The organism is Actinoplanes sp. NPDC051861 (genome assembly GCF_040681145.1).
In the GTDB taxonomy this organism is placed as follows: domain Bacteria; phylum Actinomycetota; class Actinomycetes; order Mycobacteriales; family Micromonosporaceae; genus Actinoplanes.
On sequence record NZ_JBFAYE010000002.1, the window covers coordinates 791,575 to 808,932 of the forward strand.

Consider the following 17,358-nt stretch of genomic DNA (forward strand, 5'->3'; position numbering starts at 1 on the left):
AGGTCGTGCCGTAAATGCAGGTCAGGTAGCCCCGCCCGGCCGCTGGTCACCGATCGACGATGAGGAATTCTCCGGGCCGTTGAACCACGCCGGCGGGATCGCGCTGCGCGGTCCCAGACGCGACGCGGCGATGCGCTCGGAGATGCCGGAGGCGTCCAGCGCCTCGGTCAGCGCCCGGCGCAGCTCCCGCTGAATGGTCACCTGCGCGTCGGACGTGGTCTTCGCGATGGTCCGGATGACGGCGCCGTCGACGGTCAGCTGCTCGACGCCGATCACGTCCGGCGGCTCCAGGAACTCTGTCTGGTGCTCGGGCTCGGCCGCGACCGACTCGGCCGCGGTCTTGAGCACGCCGACCGCCTCCTCGGCGTTGACGAACCCGATCGGGATGTCGATGACGACCATGGCCCAGCCCTGGCTCTTGTTGCCGACCCGGATGATCTCGCCGTTGCGGATGTACCAGAGCACACCCCGGGCGTCACGCACCGTGGTGATCCGCAGGCCGACGCTCTCCACCACACCGGTGGCCTCGCCCAGGTCGACCGTGTCGCCGACGCCGTACTGGTCCTCCAGAAGCATGAACAGGCCCGCGATCAGATCCTTGACCAGGCTCTGCGCCCCGAAACCGATGGCCACGCCGACGATGCCGGCGCTGGCCAGCAGCGGCGCCAGGTTGAAGCCCAGCTCGCCGAGGACCAGCAGGCCGGCCATCGTGAAGATCACCGCGCTCACGAAGCTGCGCAGCACCGAGCCGATCGCCTCGGCGCGCTGGCGGCGCCGCTCCGGTATGAACTGGCCCTCCTCGGCGGTGACCGCCACCTTCTCCTTCAGCGGCCTGAGCAGCGCGGGCATGGAGGCTCGCGAGCCGGACGAGGCCAGCCGGGTGATGGCCCGGTGCAGCAGCCACCGGATCAGCATCGCGACCACGATGATCATCGCTATCCGTAGCGGTTTGATCAGGATCACGTAGCTGCTGGTGGCGAACCACTCGTTGTTCGTCCACTCATAGATCCGGCTGCAGAGGACGTCGTCGTCGCAGACCGGGGTGACGTAGACGTCAACCGAGGATGAGGGCTTGGGGACCGGAGGAACGACTAGGAGCACGGGAAGTCAAAGTACCGGTTCCGGCTGAGGTTCCGGCCGAGTGAAGACCTCAGACGTTTACCGCGTGGCCACAGATTGTGCTCGCAATTTGGTTATTCATCAGGGACTATTGGCGCACGGGCTTCGGCAACGAGGCGCGAATCACACACGCATGGGCTACGGGAGCGGTTAGCAGCAACTGACACCGGAAGGTTGATCGCGATGCCTGACATACGACCCACAGTGGGCTCTTCCGCGTTAGTGCTGAACGCTACCTACGAGCCGCTGTGCGTCGTTTCGGTGCGTCGGGCAACCATCCTGTTGCTGACCGCCAAGGCTGAGTGCGTCTCCGACGGTGACGGCATGCTGCACAGTGCGCACCACACGCTGCCCGTCCCGTCAGTCGTCCGCCTCACTCGGTATGTGAAGGTGCCGTACCGGACCCATGTCGGACTCTCCCGCCGGGCCGTCTTCGCCCGCGACGGTGGCCGCTGCGCCTACTGCCGAGGCTCCGCCGAGACCATCGACCACGTCTTCCCGCGCAGCCGTGGCGGCCTGCACGCCTGGGAGAACGTGGTGGCCGCGTGCGCCAAGTGCAATCACAGCAAGGGCGACAAGACCCCGGCCGAGCTCGGCTGGCGCCTGCACGCGCTGCCGGCCGCACCGCGCGGTGTGGCATGGCGGGTGCTCGGGCACCGGACTCCGGATCCCCGCTGGATGGACTGGCTCGACCTGCCCTCGGCGCACGCCGAGGCCGAGGCGGCCTGAGCCGCCCCTCCTCACGCGTCTCTGGAGTCGACCAGCGAGGCGAAGACGATGACGTTGTCGGCGTAACCCTCGCGGCCGCCCAGCCACTCGCCCCCGCAGGTCATCAGCCGCAGGTACGGCCGGGTGTAGTCACCGTAGACCCGCTGCACCGGCAGCTTGTCCTTGTCGAAGTTCTCCACCGAGTTCACCTCGAAGACGGCCAGCGAGCCGTCCTCACGTGACACCTCGATCTCGTCGCCCGGCTTCAGCTTGCCCAGGTCGTGGAAGACCGACGGACCGGTGCGGGTGTCCGCGTGCCCCACGATCAGCGCCGGGCCGAACTGGCCGGGTGTCGGCCCGCCGTCGAACCAGCCGGCCTCGTTGTGCCGCTTGAGCGGCGGCACGTCGACCGAGCCGTCGTTGGCCAGCCCCACCTCGAGGATCGGCGCGGACACCCCGATCGACGGGATCTCCAGCCGTTCCGGGCGGCTGGGGTCGAGGACCGGGAACGTGCGCGGCGGCGGCTCGTCCGGCCCGCGGAACAGCGAGCCCAGGTCGAAACCGGTCGCGGCGCCCAGGCCCATGCCCACCACGAACAGGCCGACGAAGAGCAGCACCAGGGCGATCACGCCGATCGGTCCGGCCGCCCGGCGCCCGCGCAGGGGCCGGGGCGTCGCCGAGCGCCGGGGACGGGGGACCCGAAAGGGGGAACGTCCCTGCACGGGCGGCGTGGGCGGCAGCGGCCCGGTCACCACCCCGGGCGGCGGGGCGACGATCACCTGCGCCGGTCGCTTGTTCTGCACCGATTTCGGGACCCGGCCGGTTTCACTGGTCACGGCGGCCCCTCAGCCGTGCCGCCGCCGGCGCAGCGCCACCACGCCCAGGGCGGCCCCGGCGGCGATCGTGGCCAGCCCGGCGCCGATCATCACCGTCGCGGAGGTGCCCGAGGCGGTGCCCCCGAATCCGGTGGCCGGCCCGCGGGCGGGCTCCACCTTCTCCACCACGTGCAGGGTGCTCGTCGCGGTCCGCCCGTCCGGGCACTTCAGGGTGACCGGGTAGTCGCCGGCCTCGGTCGCGTCCGGCACCTCGGCGTTCGCGGTCAGGAAGCCGAACTCCGGCTGCACGGTGACCGTGCCGATCGGCTCCGCGGTGACGGTCGCGGGTTCCAGATTGTCGTCGCAGGAGGCGCGCAGCGAGAGGTCGTCCCCGGCCGGCACCGTGCTCGGGTTGAGCTCCACGAAGACGGCCGCGGCGGCGTGCGCGGCCGAGACGTTCCACAGCGCGGGTGCAACCAGGACGGCCAGACCCGCGATCAGCGCCGCCGTGGCGGCCGGGACGGACATTCGCATGGGATCCCCCTCCTGCCGTTCGCGGCCGATAGGGCGCGGACGGCGCGTGAGGGTGATTTTCGCACCTCCGCGCACATTCCGCGTAGATCCCGACGGCGTGAGACCCCGGTTCGAGACCCGACGGTCCGGGACGACATGCGCTCCGCTACCGTGATTGATGTTCAGAATCAAGAGGATCTCCCGGCGCCTGGGGGCGTTCAGTTGTCAGTCATCAGCACCGTTCTGGTCTTTGTGATCATTCCGGCCGCCGTCATCGGTGCGGTCGCGGCGCTCGTACTCAGCTCCGACCGGGGCAAGCAGTCGCGCCGCTACCGGCCCGGCAGGCCGTACGACTTCCCGGCCATGTGGTTCACCGCAACGCCGGGGCGCGCCGCCGCGGCTGTCGACGGCCCCCACGGACTGGTCATCGAGGACAGTTCCGGTGCCCCGGTCCGGCCCGGTCCCACAGGAGGCGCAAGTGACAAGTGGTGAGGTCGCCCAGCGGGAGCAGCAGGCCCCCGAGGGTCCTTTCACGACCCGCCAGCTGCTCCGCCTCGACGAGGCGCTGCGGATCGCCGACCAGGCGACCGGCCTGAACTTCAGCATCTACCTCGGTGAGCTGTCCGAGCCGGTCCGCGCCAGCGCGGAGGAGCTGCACCGGCAGGCGCGGGACCAGAAGCACGCGGTGCTGGTCGCGGTCTCGCCGAACCAGCGGGTCCTGGAGATCGTCACCGGGTCCGAGGCGCGCAAGCGGATCTCCGACCGGGACGCGAAGCTCGCCGGGCTCTCGATGGCCGCCTCGTTCGCCGGTGGCGACCTGGCCGGCGGCCTGCTGATCGGCATCGACCAGCTGGCCACCCACGCGGGCCGCAGCTGAGGGTCAGCGCCAGGCGGCAGGTGTGATCCGCACCGGATAGGGGGCGTCGAGCCGACCCTGTTCGTCGCCGTCGACACCTCCGGCGTCGCGGTACTCCGTGCCGTCCAGCGCGTACGCGCGCAGCGCCGGGCCCGGCTCCACCCGCCAGTACGCGGGGATGCCGGCCCCGGCGTACAGCGCCGGTTTCAGCAGCCGGTCGTAACGCCGGGTCTCGTCGGCCTCCACCTCGACGACCAGTGCCACGTCGGCCGGGTCCACCCAGATCGCGCCGGACGAGTGCGGCCGCAGGACGGTCACGTCAGGGACCACGTTGCTGTCGCCGATCTCGATGCCCAGCCGGGCGCACACCCACCAGCCCGGTGGGGCCGCCGCGCGCAGCGTGCCGACCACGGCCTCGACGAGTGAGTCATGCGCCTCGTCCATCGGCGGCGTGACGTGCAGGCTGCCGTCGACGATCTCGTACCGGTGCCCGTCCTGGGGGAACAGGTGCAGATCCGGTTCGGTCCACCGTCCCTCGGGTGCGCTCCACCGCACCGGGGCACCCTGGCTAAGCATCGTCACGGGCCACCTCCATCACCGGGGAGTGCCAGACTACTCACACAGAGTTGTTCCCGACGTGTTACGCAACGGTTAGTGCGGACATTGCGAAAGGTCCCCGTTCCGGTGGACCGGAACGGGGACCGCGCTTTCATCCGGCCGAGCGATCCTTCGCGCGCGCCTTCAGGGCACGCAGGATGCCGTCGCGTCCCTCGGCCACCAGCCGGCGCAGCGACGCGGGCTGACCGTCACGGGCCAGCCAGGCGTCGGTGAGCGCCACCGTCTCCTCGCTGATCTGCAGCGACGGGTACGCCAGCGTGGCAAACTCCTGCGCGGGCTCACTGTCCGAGCGGGCCCACACGTCGCCCACCACGTCGAAGAACTTCTCGGCGTACGGGGCCGTGAGCGCGACCTGACGGGTGCTCTGGAACCCCTGCAGCAGCGACCGGTTCAGCCAGTTCGGCGGCGCCGCCGGCCCGGTCAGCTCGGCCCACACCCGCGCCTTGTTGTCCGGCGTCGGCAGCAGCGCCCGGGCGATGGCCGCCTCACGCTCGCCGCTCGCGGTGCGGTCCGAGGCCAGCTCGTTCTCGATCTCCTCGTCGGTGGCGGCGCCGAGAGCGGCGAGCGCCTGCAGCAGGCTCCAGCGCAGCTCGGTGTCGACCACGAGGCCCTCCGGCCGGGTCTCGCCGGTCAGCCAGCCGCGCAGCTCGACGGCCTGCTCGGCGGTCCGGGACGCGGTGAGGAACGAGCGCGCCCAGGTGAGCTGCCAGCCGCTGCCCGGCTCGGCCGCCGCGACCTGCTCGCGGGCCATATCGGCCAGCATCGCCCAGCCGGTCGGTGCCCAGTCCTGGTCGGCGAAGCTGGTCAGCGACATGGCCGCCTGCCGCAGCGTGGCGGTGGTCAGGTTGACGTCGGTCTCGGCGGGCAGACCGGCGACGACCAGGGCCACGTAGTCACGGGCGGCCATCTCGGCGTCGCGGAGCATGTCCCAGGCGGCGGCCCAGCATAGCGCCCGCGGCAGCGAGGACTCGAAGCCCGCGATGTGGTGCACCAGTGCGCCGAGTGAGCGCTCGTCGAGGCGGAGTTTCGCGTACGTCAGGTCGTCGTCGTTGACCAGCAGGACGTCGGGTGCCTGTGCCCCGGCCAGCGCGGTGATCTCGGTGCGCTCGCCGGCCACGTCCACCTCGAGCCGCTCCCGGCGGACCAGGCGGTCGCCCTCCAGGTCGTACAGGCCGATGCCGATGCGGTGCGTCCGCAGAGTCGGGTAGTCGGCGGGCGCCTCCTGGCTGACCACGACACTCGTGTAGCGGCCCTCGGCGTCCACCTCCACGACCGGGCGCAGGGTGTTGACCTGCGAGGTCTCCAGCCATTGAGCGGCGAACTTGCGCAGCTCCCGGCCGGACGCGGCCTCCAACTCGGTGAGCAGGTCGTCGAAGGTGGCGTTGCCCCAGGCGTGCTTGGCGAAGTAGGCGCGCAGGCCGGTCAGGAACGGGTCCAGGCCGACGTACGCCACGAGCTGCTTGATGACGCTGGCGCCCTTGGCGTACGTGATGCCGTCGAAGTTGACCTCGACGGCCTCGAGGTCCGGCATCTCGCAGTAGACCGGGTGAGTGGAGGAGAGCTGGTCCTGCCGGTAGCCCCAGGCCTTGCGGATCGACAGGAACGTCGACCAGGCGTCGGTGAACCGGGTGGCATGCGTGTTGCACCAGTGGCTCGCCCACTCGGCGAACGACTCGTTCAGCCACAGGTCGTTCCACCAGCGCATCGTCACCAGGTCGCCGAACCACATGTGGGCCAGCTCGTGCAGGATCGTGTTGGCGCGCTGTTCGTACTCGTAGTCGGTGACCTGCGACCGGAAGATGTAGTGCGACTCGGCGTGCGTCACGCAGCCGAAGTTCTCCATCGCGCCGGCGTTGAAGTCCGGCACCCACAGCTGGTCGTACTTGGGCAGCGGGTACCGCACGCCGAACTGCTCGTGGAAGAAGTCGAAGCCCTGCTTGGTGACCAGGAACAGGTCGTCGGCGTCCAGGTACTGCGCCATCGAGGCACGGCAGAAGACACCCAGCTCGATGCCGTCGTGCGAGTCGCGCACCTCGTGGTAGGGCCCGGCGCAGATCGCCGTGATGTAGGTGCTCATCCGCGCGGACTCGGCGAAGTGGACCGTCTTGGCGCCTGGCCCGGCCTCCTCCACACGCTCCTCCGGCATGTTGGACACGACCTTCCAGTGCGCCGGCACCGTGGCGTGCCACGTGAAGACGCTCTTCAGGTCGGGCTGGTCGAAACACGCGTACGTGCGCTGCGCGTCCGCGGTCTCGAACTGGCTGTAGAGGTAGACCTCCTTGTCGACCGGGTCGAGACTGCGCTGCAGCCCCTGCCCGCTCGCGGAGTACTTGAAGTCGCCGTCGACGACGAGCGTGTTCTCGGCGGCGAGCCCGGAGAGCGGCAGCCCGTTCTCCGCCGTCCAGGCACCGAGATCGACCGGGGCACCGTTCAGCGTCGCGGAGCGGATCGACGCGGCGGCCGCCTCGACGAACGTCGCCGCGCCCGGCTCGGTGCACCGGAAAGTGATCACTGTGGTGGACCGGAACGTGTCGGAGCCGGGGTTACCGTGCCCATCGGTCAGGTCAAGGGTGATGTCGTACCCGGTCACCTCGAGCAATCGACCACGCTCGGCGGCCTCGACCTGGGTCAGGTTGTGAACACCGGCCACGTGCACTCTCCTTCGAGCTGACTGCGTTTGTCTTCGAAGCCTATGCGTCTACCGCGACGTAACTCACCCCGACCGGGCCCTCATCAAGGTGGAAGATCGAAGCATGACCGAACGCGCGACCGTCGACATGTGGTTCGACCCGCTGTGCCCGTGGGCCTGGATGACCTCCCGCTGGCTGCTCGAGGTGGAGAAGGTCCGTCCCCTCGACGTCCGTTTCAACGTGATGAGCCTGTCCGTCCTCAACGAGGGCCGCGACGAGCTGCCCGAGCAGTACCGGGCGATGATGGACAAGGGCTGGGGCCCGGTCCGGGTCTGCATCGCCGCCGCCGAGGCGGCCGGGCCGGAGGTGCTGCGCGACCTCTACACCGCGCTCGGCACCCGCATCCACCTGCAGAAGTACGAGATCGACGACGAGAAGCTGTTCACCGAGGCGCTGGCCGAGGTCGGCCTCGACCCGGAGCTCGCCGCCGCCGCGCAAACCGACGAGCGTGACGAGGCGCTGCGGGCCAGCCACAACGCCGGGATGAAGCCGGTCGGCACCGATGTCGGCACGCCGGTGATCCACGCGCCGGGCCCGAACCCGGGCGAGACCGTCGCGTTCTTCGGCCCGGTCGTCACGCCGGCGCCGAAGGGCGAGGCCGCGGGCAAGCTCTGGGACGGTGTCGTGCTGGTGGCGGGCACTCCCGGCTTCTACGAGCTCAAGCGCAGCCGCGACCTGGGCCCGATCTTTGATTAGTTGCTATTGAGGGGCGAACACCTGCGAAAAGCGACTCTTCGCCGCTGACTGGTCGTTGGATGAGGTGATGTACACCTCATCCAACGCGGAGGCGGGCATGCCCGAAAGTGAGCCGGTAGCGACGTCGACCATCGGCGTTCAGCGCGGTGACTGGGCGGATTTGCCCCCTGACGTGGCAATTATGGTCGCCCCGCCGGTGACCGTCACGGCAAAGCCGGTCGACCGGCCGGTGAACGTGCTGCGGAAGGCCCAGTTGAGCAGGTCACGCGGGAACATGCCGGTTGGTAGGCACCGCAGGTTCGTTGGGTAAGTTGCCCCCCATGACGGTCGTGCACCCGATCAGCCGGGCCTGGATCACCACTGGCGGTACCGGAGCCCAGAACTATGACGAGTTCGCCGACGACGCCGAAATCACCCAGATCATCACGGCCAACCCGCACAGCGCGCTGGCCGTGGAAATGCCGCACCTCGCGCCCGACTCGCTCGGGAAGTCCTTCACCGACTCGCTCCCGGACGCCGCTGTCCGCCTGGAGCGGGAGAAGGCCGAGGAGCGGTACCGGCCCGCCGAGCACGTCGTGGTGCTCTACCGCATCTCCGCACCGGGCGAGGCGCCCGCGTACGGTCTCTGGACCCTCGTCGAGACCGCGCAGATCTCGACCAGCGCCGACGAGCCCGGCCTGGTGATCCGTAACGAGGACGTGTTCATCAGCAAGGTCCGCGAGCGTGTCGCCCTCGCGGAAGAGGTCAAGACCCTGCTCTCCCCGGTGCTGCTGCTGCAGACCGGCAAGGGTGAGGAGCTGCACGCGGCCCTCGCCGACGCCACCGGCAAGGCGGGCGAGCCGGACTCCGTCGACGTGGACCCGACCGGGCGTACCCATGCGATCTGGGTGGTCGGCCCCGGCGAGCTGCAGAACCAGCTGATCGAGCTGGCCGGCGGCGGTGAGCTGGTGGTCGCCGACGGCAATCACCGCAGCCTGGCCGCGCAGACCGGGGGACTGCCGCGCTTTCTGGGCGTCGTGACCACACCCGCGTCGGTGGCCATTCAGCCTTACAACCGCCTGGTCAGTGAGCTGCCGGCGTCGGTCGACGAGCTTCTTGCGCGGTTGCGCGAGGCGGGTGCGACGGTCACCGAGCTGCCGCGTGTCGCGGAGTTGCCCAGCAAGGGCAGCATTGAGATGTACGCGGGAAGCCGTTCGTTCGCCGTGGGCCTCCCGTCCGACCCGGCCGGCACGTCGGTGGAGAACCTGGATCACGCGCTGGTCGAGCGGGTGCTGCTGCGGGACTCGCTGGGCCTGGATCCGGGTGACAAGCGGATCGCGTACATCGGCGGGGACTACCCGGTCGAGTGGTTGCGTGGTGAGGTCGACGCCGGTCGTGCCGAGCTCGCGATCCTGATCGCCCCGGTGACGGTGGACGACTTCGTCGAGGTGAACCTGGAGCGGCTGAAGCTGCCCCGCAAGAGCACCTGGTTCACCCCGAAGGCCCGCGGCGGTCTCGTCCTGGCGTCGCTCGACTGATGCTGCACCCCCAGGTCACCGCAGCCGCTCAGCTGCGGCGCCGCCCTCCGGCGTCCGGCGATCCCTACCAACGGCTGCTCGACGCCCGGGCGGCCATGGAGGAGTCCAACGAGGCGGAGACCGGCCCGGCGCTGCCGTTGCCGGTCGTCGCCGACTTCGACGCCGACGGCGTGCCCTGCCGCCTGTACGCGACCAGGACCGGTTCGCCGGTCCTGGTCTACCTGCACGGCGGCGGCTGGTGCTACGGCAGCATCGAGACCGTGGACCGGTTCTGCCGACGGGTCGCCGACCGGTCCGGCTGCGCGGTGGTCTCGGTCGGCTACCGGCTCGCGCCGGAGCACGTCTTCCCGGCCGCGCTGGAGGACGCCGAGACCGTCCTGAGCTACCTGCGCCGTTCCGGAGCCGAGCTCGGGCTGGACGTGTCGCGGCTGGCGATCGGCGGTGACAGCGCGGGCGGCCAGCTCGCCACCGTCACCGCCCGCCGGCAGCGGGACGCCGTCACGCCGCTCGACTACCAGGTCCTGATCTACCCGGCGCTCGATCCGCTGACCTCCGCCGAGTCCTACGACGAACTCGGCGAGTACGGCCTGGACCGGGCGTCGATGCGGCTCGCCTGGGAGACCTTCGTCCGGGATCCGATGCAGCGGCTGACACCCGACGTGGCACCGCTGGCGGTGGAAGATTTGTCCGGAATGCCGCCCACGCTGCTGATCACCGCGGAGTACGATGCGTTGCGCGACGAGGGCGCCGATTACGCCGACGCGCTGATCGCCGCCGGAGTCCCGGTGGTGCACACCCGCTACATGGGCGTGAACCACGGATTCGCCCGCAAGTTGGCCACCATCGACGCTGCCCGGGCCGCGGCGGATCAGGTGGCATCTGCCCTGCGTTCGGCCCTGACCTTCTGAAAGACTTATTTCATGCGTCTCTACCTGGGTTCCGACCACGCCGGCTTCGAGCTGAAGATGCACCTGGTGAATCACCTGATCAAGCAGGGGCATGACGTGGTGGACGTCGGACCGCACGCGTACGACCCCGAGGACGACTACCCGGCGTTCTGCTTCCACACCGGTGTGAAGGTCGTGGCCGACCCGGGTTCGCTCGGCATCGTGATCGGCGGCTCGGGCAACGGCGAGCAGATCGCGGCGAACAAGGTCCCGGGCGTCCGCTCGGCGCTGGTCTGGAAGACCGAGATCGCCGAACTCGCCCGCCAGCACAACGACAGCAACGTGATCGCGATCGGCGCCCGCCAGCACACCCTGGACGAGGCCACCGCGTTCGTCGAGGCGTTCATCGCCACCTCGTTCAGCGGGGACAAACGGCACGCCCGCCGCATCTCCCAGCTCGCCGATTACGAGGTGGCCCGCGAACTGCCCGCCCTGCCGGAGACCACCCCCGCCTCCTGACGTGGTCGGTTCACGCGTGTGGAGTTGGGGTTTGTGGGGCGGCCGAACTCCACACACTGGTTGGGGTTGGGTCAGCGGCGGGGGAGATCCTCGCGTGGTAGCCAGTTACGGCGGACGATCACCAGGTCGCGGTCGGCCTCGGCGAGTTGCTCGTCGCTGGGCCGGGAGGCGTCACGGGCACGCAGTGCGGCGCCGACGCTGACCTGTGACGACCCGGAACCGACGAGGCCGCGCAGACCGCGCTCGGTCTCCCGGTCGTCGGCGCCGGCGCCCGCGCCCGAGGTTGGCCGCCGGGCATAACCGTTGCGCGCCGGGCGGGGCCGCTCGGGCGCCCTGGTCTCGGCCGTGGCCACTCGTGTCCCGTCGTTCTCCGTCGTCACCGTGGACGGCCCGCTCGGGGTGGGCGGCGGTCCCGGGACGCGGGGCGGCGCCGGCACGGGGGGTGCGGGTGCCGGGCCCGGAGGTGGTGCCGGGACCGGGGGAGCCGGGGGCGCGGGTGCCGCAGTGGCCGGGTCGGGGGCCGGCTCAGTGGCTGGCTCGGCGGCCGCCTCGGCGGCTGGCTCGGCGGCTGGCTCGGCTGCTGGCTCAGTGGCCGCCTCGGCGGGGTTCGACGAGGGGCGCACGCGGCGGCGGCGGCGTTCGGGCTGGCCCATGACGCCGACGGTACCGCCGTGAGCGGCATGTCAGAAAATTTCGGTCGGACTCGGCCGCCGGTGCCAGCCGAAGGCGACGGTCGGGTCGTTGGCGGTCAGCTGCCGGACGCGGCCCGCAGCGGCCAGCGAGGCCAGCGAGGTCGCGCCCAGGTAGGCGGCGCCCAGCTCGGTGATCGAGCAGGCCAGGTCGGCGGGGTCGGAGGTGCGCTCGCAGGTGGCGCCGTCCGGTCCGCCGGTGAGCCGCCAGCGGCCGGTGTTCTGCGTCAGGATCGGGTCGGTGACGTCCAGCACGACGTCGACGGGAGCGGCGTAACGGCGGGCGGCCAGCGCGCGGGGCACGTCGATCACCCGGATCCAGAGGCCGTCCAGCAGGGCCGGGCCGAGTCGGCGGGGCTCGTCGACCAGATACTGCAGGGGTTCGTCGGCGGCGGCGAGGCGCACCGTCACGGCGCGGCTGAGGTCGATGCCGAGCAGGAAGCGCCAGAGTGCCAGGTAGGTCTCCGGGTCGGCGGCGGCCACCTCGCGGACCTGCACCTCGGCGTTCGGGCCGCGCTCGTCCCAGCTGTCCTTGACGCGCCACAACGCATAGCCGGTCGGGCCGCCGGGGCCCTCGTGCACCACGGCCCACAGCTTGGTGGCGCCGTCGCGGTCGTCTTTCGGGTCGGCCAGCACGACACGCCACCAGCGGTCGTCCCGGTCGGACCAGCCGACCCGCTCCGGGCGCAGCTGATCGTAGATCTTGGCGACGGCGGGCAGCAGATCCTGAGGGTCACCCATACGGAGCTGCCCGGCGGGCTCGGCCGGCGGTGCGGGGAGACGAACCTCACGGTTCATGATCGAGAAGGTGAGGCGGGCGCACGCCGGACCGTACCCGAATCGGGGGTAGATCTTCGTCTCGCTGGCCCAGAGGACGGCGACCGGCTCGCGGCCGGCCTCGGCCACGTCGTGCAGCTGGCGATGCATCATCCGGGTCAGCAGACCCCGGCGCCGATGGGTGGGCAGCACGCCGACACCGGTCACGTGCGCGGCCGGAACGACGGCGCCCGGAACGGTGAGATCCCTGCTCAGGACGTTGGTGTGGGCGACGATCGCCCCGGCGTCCTCGATCACCAGCGAGCGTTCCGGCTCGAAGACGCCGGCGCTCGCCTCCCGGTGCTCCCGCGCGATCTCCTCGTGGAAAACGGTGTCGAGGAGGTCACTGATCGCCGGGTGGTCGTCCGCCGTACTGATCCGTAGCCGCAGCGCTTCGTTCATGGCTTGTGTGTAACGGACTGCTGTGGGTCGAGGCGACCTATTTGTTGGCTCGCTACGCTCGGGGTGACGCCAGTCGCCGTTTGCAGGCTGAGAGGGGAACGATGCCTGAGCAACCGCAGTGGTCGGAGCGGACGCTCGACATGCCGCCGCAGGACCCGTGGGCCGATCAGCCGACGGCGCAGGCGACACCGCCCACCACACCGTTCGACGCGCAGCGGCCCGCACCGCACCCGGGCGGCCCGCACGGCGCGGTGCAGCAGCCGCCCGCGCAGGTGCCCGACCAGTCGCCGTTCAGCCGGGGCCGGGCCCAGGTCACACCCCGCACCCAGCAGTACAGCGCCGGGCACGAGCCGACCGGCACCGGCTGGCCGGAGGAGCCCGGGCGGCCGCACCGCGAGCCGCGGAGCCTGAGCTGGCACATCCGCCGGCTGCGCCGGGGCAGCGAGTGGAGCAACGCCGCGCTGATCTTCGCCTTCGTCTGCTGGGGCATCTGGGTGCTCTCGACCGAGGGCAGCTTCGCCACGGCAGCGATCATCTTCGTCGTGACGGTGTGCGTGGCCGCGGGCGTGTTCGCACTGTCCCGCCTGGTCGGCCGCCTCGTGCTGGAGCGCCAGATGGGCCGGGTCCGGCACAGCGCCCGCGGCTCGCACATGGTCGCCGGGCTGTTCCTGGTCGGCGTCGGGATCACCCAGCTGCGTCAGGTGGAGTGGGTGATGGACGCCTTCCAGGGCGTCGTCAGCCTGTTCAACTGACCGGCTTGCCACCGGTCACGCCGAGCACCTCGCCGGTCGTGTAACTGGACTCCGGGCTCGCGAAGTACACGTACGCGGGAGCGAGCTCGGCCGGTTGCCCGGCGCGGCCGAGCGGAGTGTCGCCGCCGAACGACTTAACCTTCTCCTCGGGCATGGTGGCCGGGATGAGCGGCGTCCAGATCGGCCCCGGGGCGACCGCGTTCACCCGGACGCCCCGGCCGGCCAGGTCCTCGGCGAGCGCCTTGGTGAACGCGACGATGCCGCCCTTGGTGGTGGCGTAATCGAGCAGCGCGCTCGACGACAGGTACGCCTGAACCGAAGCGGTGTTGATGATCGTGGCGCCGGGCGGCATGTGCGGCACCGCGGCCCGGCAGAGCCAGAACATCGCGTACAGATTGGTCTTCATGACCCGGTCGAACTGCTCGTCGGTGATCTCGGTGATCCCAGCGGGCTGCGCCATCTGATAGGCCGCGTTGTTCACCAGGATGTCCACGCCACCCAACTCGGCCCGCGCGGTCTCGATGATCGCCCGGCAGTGCCCCTCGTCCCGGATGTCACCGGGCACAGCAACCGCCTTCCGCCCCGCCTTCTCGATCCACTGCACGGTGTCCCGAGCATCCGACTCCTCCTCGGGCAGGTAGGAGATGAGCACGTCAGCGCCCTCCCGCGCGTAGGCGATGGCCACCGCACGCCCGATCCCCGAGTCCCCGCCGGTGATGACCGCCTTCCGCCCGGTCAGCCGCCCACTGCCCCGGTAGGTCTGCTCGCCGTGGTCCGGCCGGTCCGGCATCTCCGAGGTCAGACCCGGCGGTTCCAGGTCGCCACCCTTCAGCTCGGGCTTCGGGTACTGCTCGCGGGGATCCACGTGTCTCCTCCTCGTCAGCGGGTCGATGCCCTCCGCTTGCCCAGTCCGGGCACAGATATTCGATCGGCGTCGTGGTCCTCACCCGGCAGCGGCGGGACGAGGCGGCTGCAGCCGTGAATTCGGTAGTTCAGGGGTGGCGGGCCCTGGCATCCTCGGCCTCATGTCTGTGGAACTGATCCGCGCCAGCAGTGTGGTTGAGCTGGGCGTGGCCGTAACAGCAGCGTGCCATTAAGGCGTGCTACGGACGGTCTCCGGCGGGTCATGATCGGGCAGCCGCTCAGTAAACCGGGTGGATCACCACATCCGTCCGCGATCCACTTGTCCAGGCTCTCGGCGATCTCCCCGGTCCCGGTCGCTGGCCGAATGCTGGTAGATCTCTAGCTCTCCTCTCGCTCGGCCCGCCAGACATGCAGGGGACGCAGCCCGTCATGCCGGACGAAGAGTTCCCGGCGAGCGACCGCGGAGCCGGTGCCGTCCAGCACGTAGCCCTGAATCCAGGCCCAGCCGTCATAGGTCGGTTTCCTGCCGACCGAGATCACGCGAAACACCAGCCGCCGCCCGCCGGCGAATTGAACCGATGCCTGCTCGTCGACGATCAGGACGTCACCAGGTCGCGGGATCACGGCTCCTCCACCACACCGGGTCGGAAGACACCGAGACGAGCGGGCTTCAGCGCCGGCACCCGCCCCGGTGCCTGCTCATGAGACCGTGGCCACCAAGTCGCCAGTCCCACGGCAGTCCACGCAGGGCCGACGAGCCATCAACCGGGAATCCCGGCACGACTGAGCCACCATCCGCAGCGCCGTCCGGTGGGTCGTGTACTTCCATCCGTTGCCAGAGCAAGACCGACACGAGATGGTGGCCGGTTCCGTCAGGCGGTCCACGGTGCAGCTCCTCACGATCGGCGGCAGTCGCACATCGCCGGAACAGGACACCGGGGACGATGTGCGATCAGGTCGGCACAGATCGTGGATCAGCTCGAAGATCTCAGCGCACAGCGAGCTACGGCCCGCACAAAGTTGTGGATGACGACCCGCACAAAAGTGCGGGATGGGTTTACCCAAGCAGGTCGGCCACCCAGGCCGGGTCGAAGCGAGCCACAGCCTCAGGGCCGGTGCCCGACTGGACGGGAGCCGCGCCCGGCTTCCCGGTATGGACGTCGACGAGCTTCACGCCAGCGTCTTCCAGCACTGTCAGGCTCCGTTTCCAAGCTGGGTGACCCCAAAGCTTGTTGTTCACGAACGGGACAGCGATCACCGGCAGACCTTCACCGATCGCCGAGCAGAGCTGCGCCAAGGCATAGGTGTTCGCGGCGCCGGCGGCAGCCTGATTGATCGTGTTGAACGTGCCGGGGCAAAGCACGACACCTTCAGTGTCGCCCTCACGCTTCGGCTGACTCGGATCCCGAAAATCCGACTGAGGCGCGGAGCCGGTCAGCTCACGCACCAGGTCGTGATCGAGCCACGGGTGAGCGGCCGGCGTGGCCACGACGACCACCTCACGGCCGGCGGCCTGGAGTGCGCGGATGACGTCGGGCGCCCGCTCTGTCAGGGGCGCACCGCAGACGATGAGCGTCACGTATCCGGCCATCAGCGCAGCACGCCAGCCCGTAAGGCAAGGTTGTGCAACGCACTCGTCCGGCCACCGCGCTTCTGCCGGGCCAACATCCCGCGCACCAGCTCACCCACGATGACGTTGTACCGAACCGACTCCGGTGCGATCCTCTCCGCCTCCAAGAGGTGGAGCACGGCATCCGCGTCCCGCTTGCGCTGAGCTTCCGCCCAGCCAAGGTGAAGGTGCATCTGAGCCCGCCGGCTCTTAAGACCCTTCGGTAGCCGGTCGAGGTCGACGGACTCAGCCGCCCGCAGCGCAGCCGCCGGGTCGCCCAGCTCAGCCGCCACGGACACCCGATGGATTCCGACGTTGGTCGGGCCGAAGGCGGTCCAGGCGTGGTTGCCGTCCGCACCCAGCATGTCCGCGAGAGCCTGCGCCTGATCCAGCCGACGCCAAGCCTCCGCCTGCTCGGTCCGCCGGGAGGCGATGACCGCAGCGATCAGCCACAGCGAGCCGGCCACCGACGCGAGGGTCGGCCGATCTGCCCGCGCATTCCGCTGCGCTTCCTCGGCCATCCCCACGGCCAGCGGTTCAGCGTCCTCCGGCCGCTCGCTGCGGAGCAGCGCGCAGACGACTTGGTAGGCCGCCAGGCCCCTTGCCGTCATTGAGTCGGCCTCAACCGCGGCTGTGGCGCATCGGTCCGCCGCGAGAATGCTCAGGTCGCCGGCACCAACCTTGGTGAGCAGCTTCGCCGCAAGTGCGTAGGCGGCCGAGTAGCCGATCAGAACGTCCCGCCGCCCGTCGAAGGCTGTCCGGTGCAGCGAGTCAGCCTGGGACAGAAGCGCGGGCAGGCCGGCTATCACGTCTTCGTATCGTGCGGCCTGGTATGCCTCGTGCGCGGCAGTCACGGCCAGGTCCAGCTCAGGCACGGTGGTCGGCCGATCGGGAGCGACACCGAGCAGGCTGTCATACCGCGACAGGAACTGGCGTACCTCACTCAAGCTGTCCGGGACGGAACCACCGTTAGGCGCGTACTGCCAGGGCGCTCCAGTTAGCGCCTCAACGTCAACATGCAGAACCTTCGCCAGGTCAAGCAGAACCGAAAGCCGATCAACGGACCGAATCCCGCGCTCAACCTGCGACAGCCAAGATTCCGAACGTCCAACGAGGCCAGCCAACGCGGTCTGGCTCAGCCCACGCCGTCGCCGATACGCCGCAATCCGCTCCCCCACCGAACCGCTCGCCATCGATCAACCATCTCACAGCGATCAAAGCGTCGACACCCTACAGGTGGCTCAACGGACAAGTTTCAGCACTCCGTCTAACAAAACTAGCCGCCATG

19 protein-coding genes are annotated in these 17,358 nt (G+C 70.0%); 8 read left to right on the top strand and 11 right to left on the bottom strand.

Annotated features, from left to right (window positions below; all coding sequences use genetic code 11):
- Positions 1–21: 21 nt before the first annotated feature.
- Positions 22–1,008 carry a mechanosensitive ion channel family protein gene (locus AB0M02_RS10420; RefSeq protein WP_364224530.1) on the bottom strand — a complete coding sequence of 329 codons (987 nt, stop codon included), beginning with the start codon at positions 1,006–1,008 and terminating at the stop codon, positions 22–24.
- A 294-nt stretch (positions 1,009–1,302) separates the two neighbouring features.
- Between AB0M02_RS10420 and AB0M02_RS10425 the strand changes: the two genes are divergently transcribed.
- Positions 1,303–1,848, top strand: a complete 546-nt coding sequence (locus AB0M02_RS10425) for an HNH endonuclease (protein ID WP_364224295.1) — start codon at positions 1,303–1,305, stop codon at positions 1,846–1,848.
- Positions 1,849–1,859: 11 nt separating this feature from the next.
- Here the strand turns inward: AB0M02_RS10425 and AB0M02_RS10430 are convergent, their stop codons facing one another.
- Both AB0M02_RS10430 and AB0M02_RS10435 read right to left on the bottom strand, forming a co-directional pair.
- A complete protein-coding gene (locus AB0M02_RS10430; protein WP_364224297.1) occupies positions 1,860–2,663 on the bottom strand; it encodes a class F sortase in 804 nt (267 codons plus the stop codon).
- 9 nt (positions 2,664–2,672) lie between these two features.
- Positions 2,673–3,176, bottom strand: a complete 504-nt coding sequence (locus AB0M02_RS10435) for a hypothetical protein (protein WP_364224299.1) — start codon at positions 3,174–3,176, stop codon at positions 2,673–2,675.
- Between the two features lie 201 nt (positions 3,177–3,377).
- Here AB0M02_RS10435 and AB0M02_RS10440 point away from each other — a divergent pair, with 201 nt between their 5' ends.
- Both AB0M02_RS10440 and AB0M02_RS10445 read left to right on the top strand, forming a co-directional pair.
- Positions 3,378–3,647 (top strand): hypothetical protein, encoded by a 270-nt coding sequence (locus AB0M02_RS10440; RefSeq protein ID WP_364224301.1) that lies wholly within the window; start codon positions 3,378–3,380, stop codon positions 3,645–3,647.
- Positions 3,634–4,032, top strand: coding sequence for a DUF5130 family protein (locus tag AB0M02_RS10445; protein ID WP_364224303.1), 399 nt, complete (start codon positions 3,634–3,636; stop codon positions 4,030–4,032). The genes AB0M02_RS10440 and AB0M02_RS10445 overlap by 14 nt, the downstream gene beginning before the upstream one ends.
- Positions 4,033–4,035: 3 nt before the next feature.
- Here AB0M02_RS10445 and AB0M02_RS10450 read toward each other — a convergent pair whose 3' ends face one another.
- Both AB0M02_RS10450 and pepN read right to left on the bottom strand, forming a co-directional pair.
- On the bottom strand, positions 4,036–4,587 hold the full coding sequence (locus tag AB0M02_RS10450; protein WP_364224532.1) for a Uma2 family endonuclease: 552 nt from the start codon (positions 4,585–4,587) through the stop codon (positions 4,036–4,038).
- A gap of 133 nt (positions 4,588–4,720) precedes the next feature.
- Positions 4,721–7,279: an aminopeptidase N gene (gene pepN, locus AB0M02_RS10455; protein WP_364224305.1), complete on the bottom strand. Its 2,559-nt coding sequence runs from the start codon at positions 7,277–7,279 to the stop codon at positions 4,721–4,723.
- A gap of 103 nt (positions 7,280–7,382) precedes the next feature.
- Here pepN and AB0M02_RS10460 point away from each other — a divergent pair, with 103 nt between their 5' ends.
- From AB0M02_RS10460 to AB0M02_RS10475, 4 genes are all read left to right on the top strand, one after another.
- Positions 7,383–8,015: a disulfide bond formation protein DsbA gene (locus AB0M02_RS10460; protein WP_364224307.1), complete on the top strand. Its 633-nt coding sequence runs from the start codon at positions 7,383–7,385 to the stop codon at positions 8,013–8,015.
- 320 nt (positions 8,016–8,335) lie between these two features.
- Positions 8,336–9,532, top strand: a complete 1,197-nt coding sequence (locus tag AB0M02_RS10465; protein ID WP_364224309.1) for a DUF1015 family protein — start codon at positions 8,336–8,338, stop codon at positions 9,530–9,532.
- Positions 9,532–10,440 carry an alpha/beta hydrolase gene (locus AB0M02_RS10470; protein WP_364224311.1) on the top strand — a complete coding sequence of 303 codons (909 nt, stop codon included), beginning with the start codon at positions 9,532–9,534 and terminating at the stop codon, positions 10,438–10,440. The genes AB0M02_RS10465 and AB0M02_RS10470 overlap by 1 nt, the downstream gene beginning before the upstream one ends.
- A gap of 12 nt (positions 10,441–10,452) precedes the next feature.
- Positions 10,453–10,938, top strand: coding sequence for a ribose-5-phosphate isomerase (locus AB0M02_RS10475; RefSeq protein ID WP_364224313.1), 486 nt, complete (start codon positions 10,453–10,455; stop codon positions 10,936–10,938).
- Between the two features lie 71 nt (positions 10,939–11,009).
- On the opposite strand, the gene AB0M02_RS10480 is transcribed toward AB0M02_RS10475, so the two are convergent.
- Positions 11,010–11,291 carry a hypothetical protein gene (locus AB0M02_RS10480; protein ID WP_364224534.1) on the bottom strand — a complete coding sequence of 94 codons (282 nt, stop codon included), beginning with the start codon at positions 11,289–11,291 and terminating at the stop codon, positions 11,010–11,012.
- Between the two features lie 330 nt (positions 11,292–11,621).
- The gene (locus AB0M02_RS10485; protein ID WP_364224315.1) at positions 11,622–12,845 is read right to left on the bottom strand and encodes a GNAT family N-acetyltransferase; all 1,224 of its coding nucleotides are present in this window, start codon (positions 12,843–12,845) and stop codon (positions 11,622–11,624) included.
- A gap of 101 nt (positions 12,846–12,946) precedes the next feature.
- On the opposite strand from AB0M02_RS10485, the gene AB0M02_RS10490 reads away from it, so the two are divergent.
- On the top strand, positions 12,947–13,597 hold the full coding sequence (locus AB0M02_RS10490) for a DNA-directed RNA polymerase II (RefSeq protein ID WP_364224317.1): 651 nt from the start codon (positions 12,947–12,949) through the stop codon (positions 13,595–13,597).
- On the opposite strand, the gene AB0M02_RS10495 is transcribed toward AB0M02_RS10490, so the two are convergent.
- From AB0M02_RS10495 to AB0M02_RS10510, 4 genes are all read right to left on the bottom strand, one after another.
- Positions 13,590–14,462, bottom strand: a complete 873-nt coding sequence (locus AB0M02_RS10495; protein ID WP_364224319.1) for an SDR family oxidoreductase — start codon at positions 14,460–14,462, stop codon at positions 13,590–13,592. The genes AB0M02_RS10490 and AB0M02_RS10495 overlap by 8 nt on opposite strands.
- Before the next feature lie 377 nt (positions 14,463–14,839).
- A complete protein-coding gene (locus AB0M02_RS10500) occupies positions 14,840–15,085 on the bottom strand; it encodes a hypothetical protein (RefSeq protein WP_364224321.1) in 246 nt (81 codons plus the stop codon).
- A 433-nt stretch (positions 15,086–15,518) separates the two neighbouring features.
- Positions 15,519–16,052 carry a flavoprotein gene (locus AB0M02_RS10505; protein ID WP_364224323.1) on the bottom strand — a complete coding sequence of 178 codons (534 nt, stop codon included), beginning with the start codon at positions 16,050–16,052 and terminating at the stop codon, positions 15,519–15,521.
- The gene (locus AB0M02_RS10510; protein WP_364224325.1) at positions 16,052–17,263 is read right to left on the bottom strand and encodes a helix-turn-helix transcriptional regulator; all 1,212 of its coding nucleotides are present in this window, start codon (positions 17,261–17,263) and stop codon (positions 16,052–16,054) included. Before AB0M02_RS10510 ends, AB0M02_RS10505 begins: the two co-directional genes overlap by 1 nt.
- Positions 17,264–17,358 lie beyond the last annotated feature (95 nt).